The 16357-nt window shown below is 66.7% G+C and carries 13 protein-coding genes; 8 read left to right on the top strand and 5 right to left on the bottom strand.

Annotation, left to right across the window (positions count from 1 at the left end; genetic code table 11):
• Positions 1 to 38: 38 nt before the first annotated feature.
• A complete protein-coding gene (locus ACFC0O_RS05270) occupies positions 39 to 848 on the top strand; it encodes a hypothetical protein (RefSeq protein WP_375954010.1) in 810 nt (269 codons plus the stop codon).
• Positions 849 to 1175: 327 nt separating this feature from the next.
• On the opposite strand, the gene ACFC0O_RS05265 is transcribed toward ACFC0O_RS05270, so the two are convergent.
• Together ACFC0O_RS05265 and glsA are read right to left on the bottom strand one after the other, a co-directional pair.
• Positions 1176 to 1862, bottom strand: a complete 687-nt coding sequence (locus ACFC0O_RS05265) for an SIMPL domain-containing protein (protein ID WP_375954008.1) — start codon at positions 1860 to 1862, stop codon at positions 1176 to 1178.
• A gap of 85 nt (positions 1863 to 1947) precedes the next feature.
• Positions 1948 to 3822 (bottom strand): glutaminase A, encoded by a 1875-nt coding sequence (glsA, locus tag ACFC0O_RS05260; protein WP_375954007.1) that lies wholly within the window; start codon positions 3820 to 3822, stop codon positions 1948 to 1950.
• A gap of 144 nt (positions 3823 to 3966) precedes the next feature.
• Here glsA and dxs point away from each other — a divergent pair, with 144 nt between their 5' ends.
• On the top strand, positions 3967 to 5940 hold the full coding sequence (gene dxs, locus ACFC0O_RS05255) for a 1-deoxy-D-xylulose-5-phosphate synthase (RefSeq protein ID WP_375954005.1): 1974 nt from the start codon (positions 3967 to 3969) through the stop codon (positions 5938 to 5940).
• Positions 5941 to 6089: 149 nt separating this feature from the next.
• Positions 6090 to 6923 (top strand): enoyl-CoA hydratase, encoded by an 834-nt coding sequence (locus tag ACFC0O_RS05250; protein ID WP_375954004.1) that lies wholly within the window; start codon positions 6090 to 6092, stop codon positions 6921 to 6923.
• A gap of 7 nt (positions 6924 to 6930) precedes the next feature.
• Here ACFC0O_RS05250 and ACFC0O_RS05245 read toward each other — a convergent pair whose 3' ends face one another.
• Complete coding sequence (locus ACFC0O_RS05245) at positions 6931 to 8184, bottom strand: HRDC domain-containing protein (protein WP_375954002.1); 1254 nt, start codon at positions 8182 to 8184, stop codon at positions 6931 to 6933.
• 139 nt (positions 8185 to 8323) lie between these two features.
• On the bottom strand, positions 8324 to 8953 hold the full coding sequence (locus ACFC0O_RS05240; RefSeq protein ID WP_364631738.1) for a DUF3000 domain-containing protein: 630 nt from the start codon (positions 8951 to 8953) through the stop codon (positions 8324 to 8326).
• A 74-nt stretch (positions 8954 to 9027) separates the two neighbouring features.
• On the opposite strand from ACFC0O_RS05240, the gene hemE reads away from it, so the two are divergent.
• The 3 genes from hemE to ACFC0O_RS05225 all read left to right on the top strand — a co-directional run bounded on the left by hemE (position 9028) and on the right by ACFC0O_RS05225 (position 13477).
• Positions 9028 to 10095, top strand: a complete 1068-nt coding sequence (gene hemE / locus ACFC0O_RS05235) for a uroporphyrinogen decarboxylase (protein WP_375954000.1) — start codon at positions 9028 to 9030, stop codon at positions 10093 to 10095.
• 79 nt (positions 10096 to 10174) lie between these two features.
• Positions 10175 to 11674 (top strand): DUF222 domain-containing protein, encoded by a 1500-nt coding sequence (locus tag ACFC0O_RS05230; protein WP_375953998.1) that lies wholly within the window; start codon positions 10175 to 10177, stop codon positions 11672 to 11674.
• Between the two features lie 456 nt (positions 11675 to 12130).
• Positions 12131 to 13477 (top strand): protoporphyrinogen oxidase, encoded by a 1347-nt coding sequence (locus ACFC0O_RS05225; RefSeq protein ID WP_375953996.1) that lies wholly within the window; start codon positions 12131 to 12133, stop codon positions 13475 to 13477.
• Between the two features lie 209 nt (positions 13478 to 13686).
• Here the strand turns inward: ACFC0O_RS05225 and ACFC0O_RS05220 are convergent, their stop codons facing one another.
• Positions 13687 to 14628, bottom strand: a complete 942-nt coding sequence (locus ACFC0O_RS05220; protein WP_364631750.1) for a threonine/serine dehydratase — start codon at positions 14626 to 14628, stop codon at positions 13687 to 13689.
• 114 nt (positions 14629 to 14742) lie between these two features.
• On the opposite strand from ACFC0O_RS05220, the gene ACFC0O_RS05215 reads away from it, so the two are divergent.
• Entirely contained in the window at positions 14743 to 15393 is a 651-nt protein-coding gene (locus tag ACFC0O_RS05215) for a TetR/AcrR family transcriptional regulator C-terminal domain-containing protein (protein WP_375953994.1), read from the top strand.
• A gap of 51 nt (positions 15394 to 15444) precedes the next feature.
• Positions 15445 to 16140 carry a hydrogen peroxide-dependent heme synthase gene (gene hemQ, locus ACFC0O_RS05210; RefSeq protein ID WP_364631756.1) on the top strand — a complete coding sequence of 232 codons (696 nt, stop codon included), beginning with the start codon at positions 15445 to 15447 and terminating at the stop codon, positions 16138 to 16140.
• Positions 16141 to 16357 lie beyond the last annotated feature (217 nt).

The following is a 16357-nucleotide window of genomic DNA, read 5'->3' as shown; positions in this document are numbered from 1 at the left end:
GCTGCACCCACTATCGGGCATCCGCCAAGATAGCGGTCATGACTACGCTGTCCGACCCGACGCTCGCGTCGGTGGTGGAACTGATCTACGGGGATCAGGCCAAGTTCTACTCGCTCGAGGGCCTGCTCTTGAGCGTGGACCTCAAGCGCCCCGAGTACACCGTGGAGATGTGGGTCAACAGCGATAGTTATTGGGGCCGTTTGGTCACCCCCGTCTACGGTGCGCGCATGGCGGCGCTGGCCGGTAATGCCGACGCCGATCAGGCACTGCTGAATCTGGTCGAGGTGACCGCGCAGAAGTTCCTGCGCGGGGAATCCCTGGAGCGCAAACAACTTCCGCCGTGGCTGAGCACCCTGCGCGCCGCGCTGCTGGTCGACGGCTATCAGCTGCGCATCGAAACCGTCGGCGGCACCGCCCCGGACGCCACCCTGCGCTGTCGCCTCAGACCCACGCACCGGCTCCCGGTCGCCCTGGCCGAGGAACTGGCCCTGATCGAGACCGAACTCGAATTGCGCAGTCAGCAAACACCTTTGGAACAGCTACAGCAGGCGAGCAAGGCGTACGCCCGCCGCGACTACACCGCCTGCGAGGAACACCTGAGATCCGCGCTGGACCACCTCACCGCCTACGCCGCGGGCACCCAGGACCTGGACAGCACCAAGAACGTCCGCCACCTCATCGACACCGCCCGCCTCTCGGTCCGCGAAGGCACCCGCCTACTCCGCGACCTGCGCCTGCTCACCTCGGTCAACCCGTACCCCCACCGCACCAGAGCCGACGCCACCCGCTTCCGCATCCAACTCACCGCGACCCGCGCGGCGACGCTGCTTTCGCAGATAGATTTCTGATAGCCAGATCCATATGACGGCAATGGTTCCGAACAGTGCCGCTACGGCGAATGCCACCAGCATGATCGCTTCGATGATCGCCCGGGTGAGGAATACCACGCAGACGGCGATCACACAGCCGAGCAGTACGACCAGGGGCCACGCGTGCGCGTCCCATGCCTCGTCCGCCCCGGCGTAGGCGAGCACCGTCAGGATCAGCAACCCTATGTTCCCGAGGTTGGTCCACCATTCCCGCTGTGCATCGCTCACCTGGTGAGTTTATGCCCGGAAACGAATGTTCTTCGGGTACAGCACAATCCGGCTTCGGCTAGTGGACAGGGATGTGGTTCAGCTCAATTGCCAGGTGACCTTGATCGTGGCGTTGAGTTCGCTCTCGCCGAACTCGACGGGAATCGGTGGGGCTCCGCCCATATCGCTCTTGGCGGCGGCGAAAGCTATGCGGGGCATGGGGATCGACGGCCCGGAGGTGTCCTCGGTGATTTCCAGTACCGGTCCGAGGCTGCGGCCCGCCCGGCGCGCGTACTGTTGTGCCTTGTCCAGGGCGTGATCCCAGGCGGCATCGCGGGCGAGGGTGAGCAGTGCTTCGGGATCGCTCACCGTCAGCGAGAGTCCGCCCAGTCGTACGTCATTGCCGCCCGCCTCGACCGCGTGCGCGATGATCGCCGCCGGGCCACCGTTCGCATCGGCTTTCTCCGCCGCGGCGATATCGCGCAGTGTGACCGTGAGTGAGGTGCTGGCGACGTATCCGACGACCTGCTCTCGATTGGCCTCGGTCCACACCGTATCGGTGCGTACCGACAGGCCGCTGGTCGAGATGTCCCGCCCCGGCACCCCATCCCCGCGCAGCGATTCGATGAGCGCGTTGGTGCGCTCCCCGGCAGCCGCGTAGGCCAGCGCGACCGTATCGGCCTTGGTCTCGATCGACATGGTCACGCGCATGAGATCCGGTATGTCGGTGGCGCTTCCGGAGCCGTAGATCGTAATGCTGCCGGTGTCGATTCCGGTGCTGGGCACGGCGGTCCTCCTCGATAGCTGCCAGGGCAAGTCGATGCTACCGAGGGCGATGGTTCCGCCTGGTCCGCCGCGCCCGGCCGCGGGGTCAGACGCCGCCGTGGGCCGCGAGCGCTCGGACGGCGGCATCGGCCTGGGCATAGGCGGCCGTGGCGAGGCGTTCCAGCAGCGCGAGTTTCACTTCCGGCGCTTGACGGGTCAGTTCATCGAATTTGTCCGGTGGCAGCACCGCGAGCCGAACCGTGTTCTCGGCATAGATGTCATTGCTGAATCGAACGCCGGTGAGGAGGGATATCTCACCGAATGACATTCCGGGGGAGAGGGATATGAGCCGATGCCGACGACCGTCGCGGTCTTCGAAACTCACCCGCACCCGTCCGTCGAGAATCAGGAACAGTCCGGCGCGCGGACTGTCCCGGGCGATGATGCGTTCCCCGCGCGCGATGGTGCGGATTTCGAATTCCTTGGCCAGCCGCTGCCTTTCCTCATCGGGCAGATCGGCCAGCGCCGGATGCTGTTCTATCCGCAATGCCGCCGACGGTGTGCAATCCTCCGGCCGGTATTTGTCGATGATCAGTTGTTCACACCATTCGGTGGCGCTGTCGCGGTCGGCGAATACCCGCCCGCGCGGATCGGCCGGATCCAGGCTCGATTCCATATGCCCGAGTTTGGCTTCCGGATCGACCAGCGCCACCCGGCATCCCGCCGCGGCGAGTTCGGCTTGCAGATCGTCGAGCATGCGCACCGCGATCTCCGCCACATCGGCGACCTCGCGCAGATCGAGCACCAGCGCTTCCAGGTTCCCCGACAGCGAGGCCGCCTCCACCGCGCGCACCGTGGATTCCGCGCCCGCGAACAGTAGATCGCCGTGCAGTTCGAATATCTGTGCGCGCTCACCCCATTGGCGCAGTACGTCCAATTCGTCGGCGTCGCGGCGCAATCGCGAGGGCGCTTCGGCGACGGTGTACGCGGTGCGGATCGCGGTGTGCGCGGCCCGGGTCACATGCAGGAAGTGCAGACCCAGCCGGTGCGAGAGCTCCCGGCACGCCTTGACGCCGCGCACGCTGCTGCCGTGCGCGTCCAATCGCGGTGAGTACACGGCGATGCCGATCTGCCCGGGCAGCACCGCCAGAATCCCGCCGCCCACACCACTTTTGGCGGGTAGCCCGACGGTGGTCACCCAGTCGCCCGCCGCGTCGTACATCCCGCAGGTGGTCATGACGCTGAGTACTTGCTCGACCAGCGGCCGGGACAGCGCGCGTTCGTGCGTTAAGGGATTCACGCCGTTGTTGGCCAGCGTCGCGGCCATGATGGCGAGGTCGCGGCAGGTGACGTCGATGGAGCATTGCCGGAAGTAGCGATCCACCACCTCGTCCGGATCGCCGTCGATGATTCCGGCTCCGCGCAGCAGATAGCCGATGGCGCGATTGCGGTAGCCGGTGCGCGCCTCGGAGGCGTAGACGGCCTCGTTGAGCCGAAGCTCACGGCCGGCGAATCGGCTGTAGCTGCGTTGTATCCGAGCGAACCGGTCGGCCGCGTCACGACCGTCGACGAGCCCCGCGGACGCGATCGCGCCCGCGTTGATCATCGGATTGCGCGGCCGCTGTGTCTTGGGGTCCAGACTGATTTCATTGAACGGTTCCCCGGTGGGTTCCACGTCGATGCGCTCGGCCACGGCGGCGATGCCGCGATCGGCCAATGCCAGTGCGTAGGTGAAGGGTTTGGAGATCGACTGAATCGTGAAGCCGGTGTCCAGGTCTCCGCTGCCGTACACCTGGCCGTCGGCCGTAGCCAGGCAGATGCCGAATGAATCCGGTTGTACCGCCGCGAGTTCCGGGATGTAGTCGGCCAGCTCACCGGACATATCGGATCGGCACAATTCGTACACTTCGTCGATGATGCGCGCGACCACGCCGTGCGACACGCGAGCTGGGCCGATAGTGGCCGGAATTGGGGGGACCACTGGGCCACTGTATCCGGGTAATGTGTGTGGAGCCTCACATCTATTGCGGATGTCGCAGGTGGAGTTCAGTTCCTGGCGTTGGGGGCCGGTCGGGTCTCCGTAGACTGTTGCAATCACAGGAGACATCCGGAGGGAGCAATAGCCGTGGGAGTGCTTTCCCGGGTCGACATGCCCGAGGACCTGCGTCGGCTTTCGATACCGGAGCTGCGCGAGTTGGCCGAGGAGATTCGCGAGTTCCTGGTGCGGAAGGTCGCCGTCACCGGCGGGCACCTGGGTCCGAACCTCGGCGTCGTGGAGCTGACCATCGCGCTGCACCGGATCTTCGATTCGCCGGCCGATCCGATCATCTTCGATACCGGGCATCAGGCCTACGTGCACAAGATCCTCACCGGTCGTAAGGACGGGTTCGACACGCTGCGCAAGGAAGGTGGCCTGTCGGGCTACCCGTGCCGCGCCGAGAGCCCGCACGACTGGGTCGAGTCCTCGCACGCGTCGGCCTCACTGTCCTATGCGGATGGTCTGGCCAAGGCGTTCGGGCTCACCAGGCAGAAGCGCAGCGTGGTCGCGGTCGTCGGCGACGGCGCGCTGACCGGCGGTATGTGCTGGGAGGCGTTGAACAATATCGCCGCCGGGCAGGACCGTTCGGTTGTCGTGGTGGTCAATGACAATGGGCGCTCCTACGCGCCGACCATCGGCGGTCTCGCCGAGCGGCTGGCCGGGTTGCGCATGCAGCCCGCGTACGAGCAGGCCCTGGACGCCACCAAGCGCATCGTGCAGTCCATTCCGCGCGTGGGGGATTCGGCCTATTCGATGCTGCACGCGTTGAAGACGGGCATAAAGGATGCCGTCGCACCGCAGGAGCTGTTCGGCGATCTGGGGCTGAAGTATGTCGGCCCGGTCGACGGGCACGACACCGTCGCCCTGGAGGCCGCGCTGCGGCGCGCCAAGGATTTCGGCGGTCCGGTGGTGGTGCACGTGGTCACGCAGAAGGGTCGCGGTTACAAGCCCGCCGAAGACCATGTGGCCGATCAGATGCACGCCATCAACCGCATCGACCCGGAGACCGGTGAGCCGGTCGGCGGTTCCCCGGGCACCAGCTGGACCTCGGTGTTTTCCAAGGAGCTCATCGAGCAGGCCGAGCAGCGGGACGATATTGTCGCCATTACCGCCGCCATGCCCGGTCCGACCGGTCTGTCCGCGTTCGGAAAACGCTTCCCGGAGCGCATGTTCGACGTCGGTATCGCCGAACAGCACGCTATGACCTCCGCTGCCGGTATGGCGCTGGGCGGGCTGCATCCGGTGGTGGCCATCTACTCCACATTCCTGAACCGCGCCTTCGATCAGCTGCTGATGGATGTGGCACTGCTGAAACTGCCCGTCACCTTGGTGCTGGACCGCGCCGGTATCACCGGTGACGACGGTGCCTCGCACAACGGCATGTGGGATTTCTCGGTGCTCGGCATCGTGCCCGGTATTCGCGTGGCAGCCCCGCGCGATGCGGCCACACTGCGTGAGGAATTGGGCGAGGCCGTGCACATCAGCGACGGCCCCACCGCCATCCGTTTCCCGAAGGGCACTGTCTCGGAGGATATTTCCGCCGTCGAGCGCTTCGAGGGCGTGGATGTGCTGCGCCTGCCGCAGGGTGAGGACTCCGGTGCGCAGTCCGCGCGCGGCGATGTGCTGCTGGTCGCGGTCGGCGCGTTCGCCGAATTGGCCTTGAAGGTCGCGGATCTGCTGTCGGCCGAAGGGGTTTCGGTCACGGTCGTCGATCCGCGCTGGGTGCTGCCGGTATCGGACACCGTGGTGAAGCTGGCCGAGAACTACCGGCTGGTGGTCACTTTGGAGGACAGCGGTCTGCACGGCGGTATCGGCAGTACGGTGTCCGCGCGCCTGCGCACCGCCGGAGTCGATGTCGCCACCCGCGATCTCGGTGTGCCGCAGCAGTTCCTGGATCACGCCAAGCGTGCGCAGATCCATCACGATCTGGGTCTGACGCCGGGCGATATCGCGCAGCGCGTGCACGGCTGGCTCGGTGACAGCGCCGAGGCGGATATCGCGATGTCCGAAGCCGAGGGCGGTAAGGCGGTCCGCACCACCGCGCGGGCGGTCGCGGAATAGCGAGTTGTTCTCGAGCTGAACTGTTCGAGCTGGGCGGGCGATATCTCCGGATATCGTCCGCTCTCTCATCTCCGCGGCTTTTCATATACGCCGCAGCGCATCTCGCGTAGATTCTAGAACCGGTTACAGTTTTCGGTCAGGAGTCTTGCATGTCCGTAGATGGCCCAGCGTCGAGCGATCCCGCCTTCGTACTGGTCGAGAAGCCGCGCCCGGGGATCGCCCTGGTGACGCTCAACCGCCCGGAGCGAATGAATGCCATGGCCTTCGACGTCATGATCCCGCTCCGCGAAACCCTGGAGGCGGTCGCCGCCGACAACGAGGTTCGCGTGGTCGTGCTCACCGGTGCGGGCCACGGTTTCTGCTCGGGTGCGGATCTGCAACACGCGGGCCGCGTCCCCGGTGTCGAGGGCTTGACCAAAACCACGGTCGCCCGCCGCTCGATGGAACTGCTCAACAACGTGATGCTCACCATCCGCCGCATGCATCAGCCGGTGATCAGCGCCATCAACGGCGCGGCCATCGGCGGCGGCTTCTGCCTCGCGGTCGGCACGGATATCCGAATCGCCTCGGAGGACGCCTACTTCCGCGCCGCGGGCATCAATAACGGCCTCACCTCGGCCGAACTCGGCATCAGCTACCTGCTGCCCCGCGTGGTCGGCACCACTCGGGCCTTCGAAATCATGCTCACCGGTCGTGACGTGGATGCCGCCGAAGCCGAACGCATCGGCATAGTCTCGCGCGTGGTCCCCGCCGACAAACTCCTGGAAGCGGCCTACGACACCGCGGATCAAATCATCCGCTGGAGCCGAGTCGGCACCGAACTCACCAAACGCATGCTGTGGAGCGGCCTGGAAGCAAGCAGCTTCGAATCCCATATGCAGCACGAGGGCACAGCCCAGCTGTACGTCCGCCTCACCACCGAAAACTTCGACGAGGCCATCCGAGCCCGCCGCGACCGCAGACCACCTGTTTTCGAGGACTGACGGGCAGCTAGTCCTTCTCTTCGGCCGGGTAGAGCGCTTCGGTGAGGCGGGGGACCGCGAGTTCCCGCTGCCAGGGGCGAGCGCCGCCGGCCGAGAGGAAGTCGTCGATCAGGGCCGGGGCTTCACCGTTGGTGGCGGTGCGGGGGAGTCCGTCCCAGCACATGCGGCGCAGCAGGTCGGGGGTGAGCAGGTTCTCGATGGGGACCGAGACCTCGGTGGAGAGATCGCTCATCGCCGAGCGGGCGCGCTGTAGCCGGGCCGCGGCGGCCGGATCGCGGCGTTCCCAGCGGTTGACCGGGGGCGGGCCGTCGAAGGGCTGCGTGAGCGGGGGAAGTTCGGATTCCGGAAGCGCCCGGGCGCGTTCGATCGCACCGAGCCATTCCCGGGAGTAGCGGCGCTGCCGGGGTCCGCCGAACACGGGCAGGGCGCGCAGCTGTGCGATGGATTTGGGTTCGCCATTGGCGGCCGCCACGATCGCGGAGTCCGGCAGGATGCGGGCCGGGGCCACATCGCGCAGCCGGGCCAGGCGGTCACGGGTGGTCCAGAGTTCGCGGACGATACCGAGCTGCCGGGTCCGGCGCAGCGTATGGATTCCGGAGGTGCGCCGCCATCTATCCGATTTGGGAGCGGACGGTTCGGCATTGCGGACGTGCTCGAATTCCTGTGCCGCCCAATCGGTCTTGCCCTGCTCATCGAGCTCGAGCGCGACCGCGTCCCGGAGTTCGAGCAGCAGTTCCACATCGAGCGCGGCGTAGTTCAACCAGTCGTCGGGCAATGGCCGGGTCGACCAGTCGGCGGCCCCGTGCCCCTTGCGCAGTTCGCGCCCGAGCAGGTTCTCCACCATGGCCGCGAGCCCGACGCGCTCATATCCGGCGAGCCGCCCACCGAGTTCGGTATCGAAGAGCTTGGCCGGATAGAGCCCGAGTTCGGCGAGTCCGGGCAGATCCTGATCGGCCGAATGCAGCACCCATTCCAGCCCGTTGATGGCGTCCGCGAGCGGTTCCAGATCTCCGTCGAGCGGAATCGGATCGATGAGGAATGAGCCCGAGCCCGCGCGCCGCAACTGAATCAGGTAGGCGCGATTGGAGTAACGGAATCCGGAGGCGCGTTCGGCGTCGACCGCGAGCGGCCCGGTACCGGCGGCCAAGCGGCGCGCGGCGTCCGTGATTTCGGCAGCACTGTCCAATACCGGCGGCACACCCTCCACTGGCGCGAGCAACGGTACCGCGGCAGTGGCTTCGGGCTCTTCTGGTACGGACATGGTCTTGAACTCTACGGGTAGGACAGGGGCGATCCGCGTCACGTCGGCGAAACGGTGGACCTCGACTCGGGGCCGGGCTGTTGGGAATCGTAATGGCCCCGGATCGATTTCGTTGCGGTACAGGTGTTCTCGTACGGGACTAGTCGGAATCGCCGTCGTCGTGCCGGACATCCAGCCGGGTAACGCCCGCGGGCGGCAGTCCGGCGGCGTAGGCGAGGACCTCGCAGAAGGCTTCCACATGCGAGCGCATCTCACTGTCGCCGACGGTCCAGGAGGCCCGCAGTTCGAGTTGATGCGCGCGCGGCGGTCCCGCGATATCGCCGTACCGCACCGAGGAGGTGGAGGTGACGGTGCCGCCCAGCGCGGTGAACGGGGTGCGCGATTCGAGCGCGTCCACCAGCCAGCTCCACGCCACCTCGGGCAGCAGCGGATCGGCAGCGAGCGCGGAATCGATATCGGCCTGTATATAGGCGACCAACCGGAACACCCCGTGCCAGGCTTCCTGCCCGTCCGGGTCGTGCAGCAGGATGAGCCGCCCGAAGGCGTCCCCGTCGGAGTCGACGGGAACCACATTCGTATCGGGCCGTGTGACTTCCGCACCTAGTGCGTAGGAGTACGGCGCCAAGCGCTGCGGCGGGCGGATCGGAGCTAGCTCGATCCGAGGATGCACGGTTGCGGTTCCCATCGCATCGACCGCGGCACGGAACCCGATGGGTTCTTCTGGCTCTGGGGTCGGTGCGGCGCCGTCGCGGAAGTCGAGCGGTGTCACGTATGAGGACGGTAGACCTACCCGGCGCGGTGTAGTGAGAGGCGCGCCGCCCGGGGCCTTTACGATGAGCGGTGATGAGCACTCACATCCGCCGCCAGCTGACCGACGCGCCCCTTCTAGTAGCCGCCTCGGGTGGTGTGCCGCATCGTCGTCCGGTGTGGTTCATGCGCCAGGCAGGGCGTTCGCTGCCGGAGTACCGCGAACTGCGCGCCGGTATCGGCATGCTCGAATCATGCTTCGATCCGGAACTGGTGTGCGAGATCACCATGCAGCCGATCCGGCGACACGATGTCGACGCGGCAATCCTGTTCTCGGACATCGTGGTTCCGCTGAAGGCGGCCGGGATCGATCTGGACATCGTGCCCGGGGTCGGCCCGGTGGTCGCGAATCCGGTGCGCACCGTCGCCGACGTGCGGGCCCTGCCCCGCCTGCGCGCCGAAGAGGTGGGCGCGGTGACCGCCGGTATCGGGCTGCTGCTCGACGCACTCGGCGAGGTACCGCTGATCGGTTTCGCGGGCGCGCCGTTCACCCTGGCCTCCTATCTGGTGGAGGGCGGGCCGAGCAAGAACCACGAGCGCACCAAGGCGATGATGCTCGCCGATCCGGAGACCTGGCATGAGCTGCTGGGCGTGCTGACCGATATCACCATCGAGTTCCTGCAGGCGCAGATCGCGGCCGGGGTGGACGCGGTGCAGCTGTTCGACTCGTGGGCGGGTGCGCTGACGCTCGCCCAGTACCGGGAGTACGTGTTCCCGCATTCGCAGCGGGTGTTCGCGGAGGTGGCGTCGGCGGGGATTCCGCGCATCCACTTCGGCGTGGGTACCGGAGAGCTGTTGAGCGCCATGGGCGAAGCCGGGGCCGACGTGGTCGGTGTGGACTGGCGGATTCCGCTCAATGACGCCGTGCGGCGGGTCGGGCCCGGAAAAGCGTTGCAGGGCAACCTGGATCCGGCCGTGTTGTTCGCGGGGTCGGCGGCTATCGAGTCGGAGATTCTTCGGATCGCTCGGGAAGCGGATGAGGCAATTACGTTGGGAGCCAAGGGACATATCTTCAATTTGGGGCATGGGGTGTTGCCGAATACCGATCCGACGGCAATTACCGAGGCGGTCAAATTGATTCACAGTTTGCCTATGCCGTTGTAAATGCCGATCCTTCTGAAAAGGATTGCATCACAATAGAATTAACCTTTCGGGGTCTGTTTTATCGCGGTAAAATTGTGGTATGGAATCAGGGGGATTCACCGCAGAGGTCGCCGCCAGCGTGCACGCGTTGCGCGCGGCGGTTGACGGGCTGCTGGAATCCCAGCTGATTCCTTTGTCGGATGACGAATTCACCAGCGTGATGCGGGAAGTCGAGACCGAGCTGCGGCGGCTCGACGCGCTCAAGGTCCAGTTCGCCACCGAAACCGTCCGCCGCAAGTTGCATGAGACCGTGGGCGTCAGCTCCCCGGCTCGTTTCCTGGAGGGGGCGCTGCGGCTTTCCCGCGCGGACGCCTACGGCCGGGTCAACCTGGCCGCCAAGATCGGTGTGCGACGCCAGCTGGGTGAAGAGCTCGAGCCCGAGTTCCCGATGCTGGCCGAGGCCCAGCGGGCCGGTGTGATGTCGGTGGATGCTGTGCGCCGGATCGTGCACGTGATGGATCGGCTGCCGGGCAGCACCGCTATCGAACTTCGTGAACGCGCCGAGGCTTCGCTCACCGAATACGCCGCCACCGGCTGGCCCGACGATGTGCGCCCGCTCGGCGAAGCGCTGTTGGCTCGCGTGGATCCGGATGGTCGGCTCAACACCGATGCCGACCGGCAGCGCAAGCGCGGGGTGACTCTGGGAACCGAACGGGTGGATGGCATGACCCCGCTGTGCGGTGAGATCACCCCCGAACTGCGTGCCCTGGTCGATCCACTGCTCGCGAAGTACGCGCGCCCGGGCATGTGCAACCCCGAGGATCCGGAGAGCCCCAACACCGCCGGACCGGTGGATCGTGACGCACTGGAGGCAGCCGCCAAGCGGGACACCCGCACCGCGGCACAGCGCAATCACGATGCGCTGCTTGCGTTTCTGCGCCTGGAACTCGATGCCTCCAAGCTGGGTACGCATCGGGGTGTTCCGGTCGGAACGATCCTGACCATGAGCGCCGCCGATGTGGAGAAGGGCACCGGCATCGCGACCACCGCGGCCGGAGGCACCCTCTCCATCCCCGAAGCCATGCGGCTGATCGCCAACGCCAACCACGTCGACAACTACCTCGCGGTCCTGGATTCGCACGGCATGCCGCTCCACTTCGGCCGCGTCGAGGCGCACCGATTGGCAAGCAAGGCACAGCGTTTGGCGCTGACCGCCACCGAGCGGGGTTGCACCCGCCCGGGTTGCAGCGCGCCCGCCACGCTGGTGGCGGTGCACCACGTCACCGAATGGGCCAAGGGTGGAGCCACCGATATCGACAACCTCACCCTCGCCTGCGATGCCTGCCACACACTGGTCAAAGACGGCCCCGACGGCTGGAAGACCGTGAAACTCGGTGCGGACAGCGCTTTCCCGGGCCGCACCGGCTGGATCGCCCCCCACCACATGGACCCCACCGCAACACCGCAGGTGAATCACCGGCACCACCCCGACGAGGCGATGACCGCTGCCGTAGCGCGAATCCAAGCCCGCAACAAACGCGAGCGAGACCGCCTCAAGCAGTGGCTCAACCGCCGCAACTCTTCCCTGACCAGGCATTAGCCTTCCGGGGTCACCCGGCATGGTCCCGGGGCCTTCGTAGCAAACCCATGCCCACACCCCGCCGTCCAGCGGGGTTCGGAAGAGCGCCACGATTTTTCGGAGTGGGAACCCCGCCTGCCGTACCCCGCTTTACCCCTCACCCCCGGAACCCACCTCACCTCCCAGCCCGGCTGAACGGCCCCGGTCACTTTCAAACCCAACACCCCAAATCGAGGGTTTGGTGTTGTGGTCTCGAGACGTGACCACGGCCAGCCAGCCACGCTGGAACGCGAGGTGGATTCTCAGCCGGTGGGGTAAAGCCGGGTACGGCAGGCGACGCAACCACTCCGAAAATTCGTGGCCATCTGCCGAACGCCGCTGGAAGCGGAGGCTCCGAGGGTTGGTCCGCTACGAAGGCCCCGGGTACAAACCCGCTCCCCACCCCCGGAGTAACTTCAACATGGAAAGGAGTGATCGATGCGGATCGCAATAGTCGGCGGCGGAATCAGCGGCTTGGTAACCGCCTACAGACTGCGCCAGTCCCTGGGCACCTCAGCCGACCTGATCCTCATCGATCAGCGAGACCGCCTCGGCGGCATCCTCCACACCACGGACATCGAAGGCGACCCGGTAGACCTGGGCGCGGAGGCATTCGTAGGCCGCCGCCCCGAAATCCCCGCGCTCATGCGCGAATTGGGCATCGAGGATCAACTGGTCCACCCCGCCGGTAAACGCCCCCTGGTGTGGTCCGGTGGTACCGCTCACCCGCTGCCCGGCAACACCCTGATGGGTATCCCCGCCAGCTCCGAGTCCCTTGCCGGTCTGGTCGATGCGGAGACCATGGCCCGTGTCGCCGCCGAGCCCAGCAGGCCGCTGCACTGGGAGCGTGGTGCGGATATCTCCGTCGGCTCACTGGTCGCGGACCGTTTCGGCGAGCAGGTGGTGCGCCGCAGTGTCGATCCACTGCTCGGTGGCGTCTATGCCGGAACCGCCGATTCGATCGGCGTCCGTGCCGCCCTGCCGACTCTCGCCGCCGCACTGGATGCCGGTGCGCGGAGTCTCACTCAGGCTGTGCGCGAGGCCCTCCCGCCCCCATCCACCACCCCGGTATTCGGCGGTATCCGCGACGGTTACCGAGCACTCTTGGATGCGCTCGAGGCCGCCGCCGATGTGAAGGTCGAAACCGGTACCGCCGCAACGCGGCTCACGCGCGCGGGTGCGGGTTGGCAGCTCGACCCGATCGGTGCGGTTGATGCCGTGGTGCTGGCCACCCCGGCCCCGGTGACCGCCGCCCTACTGCGTGACATCGCTCCCGACGCCGCCGAGATCGCCGCCGGTATCGAGCTGGCCTCCTCGGCCGTGGTGGCGATGGCCCTGCCCGCTGCCACCGAACTCCCTGACAACTCCGGCATCCTGGTGGCGACGGGTGAACCCTTGCGTGCCAAGGCTTTCACCCTCTCCAGCCGCAAGTGGCCGCATCTGGCCGCCCGCGATGTGGCCCTGGTCCGTGCCTCCTTCGGCCGCTTCGGGGACGACTCGCTACTCGCGTGGCAGGACGCCGAACTGATTCAAGCCGCAGTCGACGACCTCACGACGGTCACCGGCGCGAACATCCGACCCCTGAGCGCCGTGGTGCAACGCTGGCGCGGTGGCCTACCGCAGTACGCTCCCGGTCACACCGCCCGTGTAGCCGACCTACGTTCCGCCACAGCCGATCTCGCCGGCCTGGCCCTGGCCGGTGCCTATCTCGATGGTGTCGGAGTACCCGCCTGCGCGGCTTCCGGCACCGCGGCGGCTGCCCGAATCCACGCATCCCTCGCCTGACGCCCCAACACTGCCCGCCGAGCAGCACCACGGGCAGGAAGAACGCCGCTCCCGCGTGCGAGAGCGGCGTGCAGATAAGGAATTCCGGCCGCGTCGGCCATTCTCACTCTGTCGCGCGCAGATCCGCCCCGCTCCGATTCGTGGAGTTGCAGCGGGTCCCGCGCGCAAGCTGGCGCGGGAGACCTGAGCGGCGGGATTCGGGCCGACGGTTACGGGGTGACGAGGTCGGTGGGGTCGGTGTTGGCTCCGCAGATGACTACGGCGATTCGTTCGCCTGGTTCCGGGGTGTAGATGCCGGAATGCAGTGCGGCCAAGGCGGTTCCCGCCGCGTGCTCCACGGCGAGCCTGCGGTTGTCCCACAGGGATTGGCGTGCGGCGATGATCTGAGCGTCGGTCACCAGCACGGAGACGGTGTCCGCGGATTGAGCCGCTGACAAGGCCATCTCCGAGGTGCGGCGCGCGCCGAGGGAATCGGCGGCGACGGAGTCGATCGGTACGTCCACCGGATGCCCGGCTGCGAGCCCCGCATTGAAGGCGCGGCAGTTCTCCGGTTCGACCGCGACCACCCGAATGCCGTGGTGCGCGGCGGCCGTCGCCACCCCGGTGAAGAGTCCGCCACCGCCGACCGCGACGACAACGGTGTCGAGATCGGGCATCTGGGTGACGATCTCCTCCAGCAGTGTGCCCGCACCCGCCGCGATGTACGGATCGTCATAGGCGTGGGAGCGCAATGCTCCGGTGGTCGCGGCGTATCGCTCGCATTCGATGGCCGCGTCCGCGTAGGAGTCGCCGCCGCGCAAGACCTGCGCGCCGAGCGTCCGGAGCCGGGCCAGTTTGACCGCCGGTGCGGAGTTGGGCAGGAATACCGTGGCGGCGGAGTCGACCATCTGGGCGGCCCAGGCGCAGGCCACGCCCGCATTGCCGCCCGAGGCGATGGTGACCCCCACTCGCGGCAGGGTTCCTCGTTCCCGGTGCGCGAGTAGGAAATTGGCCGCACCGCGAGCCTTGAAGCTCCCCGCGTATTGCAGATGTTCCAGCGCCAGCCGGAGTTGGATGCCGTCGGTGGTTTCGGCCGGGGTGAGGATCACGGGGCGGATATGCCCGGAGATGCGGTCGCTGGCCGCCTTCACGTCGGCGTAAGTCGGATGCACTGCACTTCCTTCGCTGTTCGGTTCGGGGCTGTTACCGGTCGAGGCCGGAGGGGGTGCGCGACACGCGTCGGGGCCGATGCCGGGGATAATTACACTGTAACTTACGCTGTTCGCATGCCCAGGACCTCGAAGTCGCTCGAAGACGCGACCCCGGAGGCGATCGCGCGCGCCGGATTGGCGATCATCGAGAGCAGCGGTGCGGCCCAGCTCAGTTTCCGCGCCATCGCCACCTATCTGGGGGTGTCGCATACGACCGTGGTGCGCCGCGGTGGCGGCGATTTCCTCGGCCTGCTGGATCTGCTCGCCGATCATCTGGCAGCGGACCTGCCCGCTATCGCCCCGGGGTCGGGGGAGTGGGCGCGGGCCACCGAGGAGCGTTTCGTCGCCTGGTACACCCTGATCGCCGCCCATCCGGGTCTGGTGCTGTTCCGCGGATCCCGTCCGCTGCTCGGCCCCCGCCTGCTCGCCCGTCTGACGGAACCGCAAGTGGCCGACAATCTTTCACTGGGTCTTACCCTGCCCCGAGCGCTGCAAGCGTATCGAGAGATGTACCTGTTCACCCTCGGTTGCGCCGCGATGGTGGAGCACCGGGATACGAAAGCCGTTCAACTGCGCACCCGTTCGACCCTCGCGGCCCTGGACCCCGACGAATACCCACTGCTGTCAGGGCATTTGAACGAGGTATCCGAAGCCATAGTCGACGTCGAGCCGTTCCGCGACGGCCTGCGCCGCCTCATCGCCTCCTGGGCCGCGAGCGTGAAATAGCCCACCGGGTCCGCCGCTGTCATCCGGAAAGCCGAATGGCACGATGGGGTCATGGCGCGACTCGACTACAAGTCCCTCAACGACACCATCCGCTACCTCATGTTCTCGGTGTTCCAGGTGGAACCCGGCGTGCTGGGTGAGGATCGGGCGGCCGCCATCAAGGAGGCCCGCGCCTTCTTCGATTCGCTGGAAGAGCGCGGTGTGGTGGTGCGCGGTATCTACGATGTGGCCGGTATGCGCGCCGACGCCGATTTCATGATCTGGTGGCACGCCGAGAAGATCGAGGAGTTGCAGGCCGCGTACGCCGATTTCCGCCGGGTCACCGAGCTGGGTTCGGTGAGCAATCCGGTGTGGAGCAATGCCGCGCTGCATCGCCCCGCCGAGTTCAACAAGAGCCATATCCCCGCGTTCCTGGCGGGCGAGGATCCGGGCAACTACATCTGCGTCTACCCGTTCGTGCGTTCGTACGAGTGGTACCTGCTCCCCGATGAGGAGCGTCGCAAGATGCTGGCCGACCACGGTAAGGCCGCCCGCGAGTTCCCGGACGTGCGCGCCAATACCGTCGCCTCGTTCGCCCTGGGCGACTACGAGTGGATCCTGGCCTTCGAGGCTCCCGAACTGCATCGCATCGTGGATCTCATGCGCGAACTGCGCGCCACCGAGGCGAGGTTGCATGTGCGCGAGGAGATTCCGTTCTTCACCGGCCCGCGCGTCGAGGTCGAGCAGTTGATCGCCGCCCTCCCGTAAGCACCGTTTCACCGGTAACCGTGAGCTAGCTCGCCGCCTGCCCAGAAAATTTGGGGCATGCACGGAACCGCATACGCCCCATAGGGTTCCTGCGACCAGCTCATTGCGTTGTCCGAGGGGTGCAAGCGCAGCGGGTTCGAGTTGACGCATTAGCGCCAGGGCCCTTCGGCGCGTCGGATCGCGACGCGCCGAAGGGCTTTTTCGATCTGATTGGCTG

Source organism: Nocardia sp. NPDC056100 (genome assembly GCF_042266325.1).
Lineage (GTDB): Bacteria > Actinomycetota > Actinomycetes > Mycobacteriales > Mycobacteriaceae > Nocardia.
This window is presented reverse-complemented; position numbering and strand designations above follow the sequence as displayed.

Coding starts and splice junctions, on each gene's coding strand:
- ACFC0O_RS05225 (WP_375953996.1), top strand. CDS start 12,131: ATGCGGATCGCAATAGTCGGCGGCGGAATCAGCGGCTTGGTAACCGCC.
- hemQ (WP_364631756.1), top strand. CDS start 15,445: ATGGCGCGACTCGACTACAAGTCCCTCAACGACACCATCCGCTACCTC.
- hemE (WP_375954000.1), top strand. CDS start 9,028: ATGAGCACTCACATCCGCCGCCAGCTGACCGACGCGCCCCTTCTAGTA.
- ACFC0O_RS05250 (WP_375954004.1), top strand. CDS start 6,090: ATGTCCGTAGATGGCCCAGCGTCGAGCGATCCCGCCTTCGTACTGGTC.
- ACFC0O_RS05245 (WP_375954002.1), bottom strand. CDS start 8,184: ATGTCCGTACCAGAAGAGCCCGAAGCCACTGCCGCGGTACCGTTGCTC.
- ACFC0O_RS05230 (WP_375953998.1), top strand. CDS start 10,175: ATGGAATCAGGGGGATTCACCGCAGAGGTCGCCGCCAGCGTGCACGCG.
- ACFC0O_RS05215 (WP_375953994.1), top strand. CDS start 14,743: ATGCCCAGGACCTCGAAGTCGCTCGAAGACGCGACCCCGGAGGCGATC.
- ACFC0O_RS05270 (WP_375954010.1), top strand. CDS start 39: ATGACTACGCTGTCCGACCCGACGCTCGCGTCGGTGGTGGAACTGATC.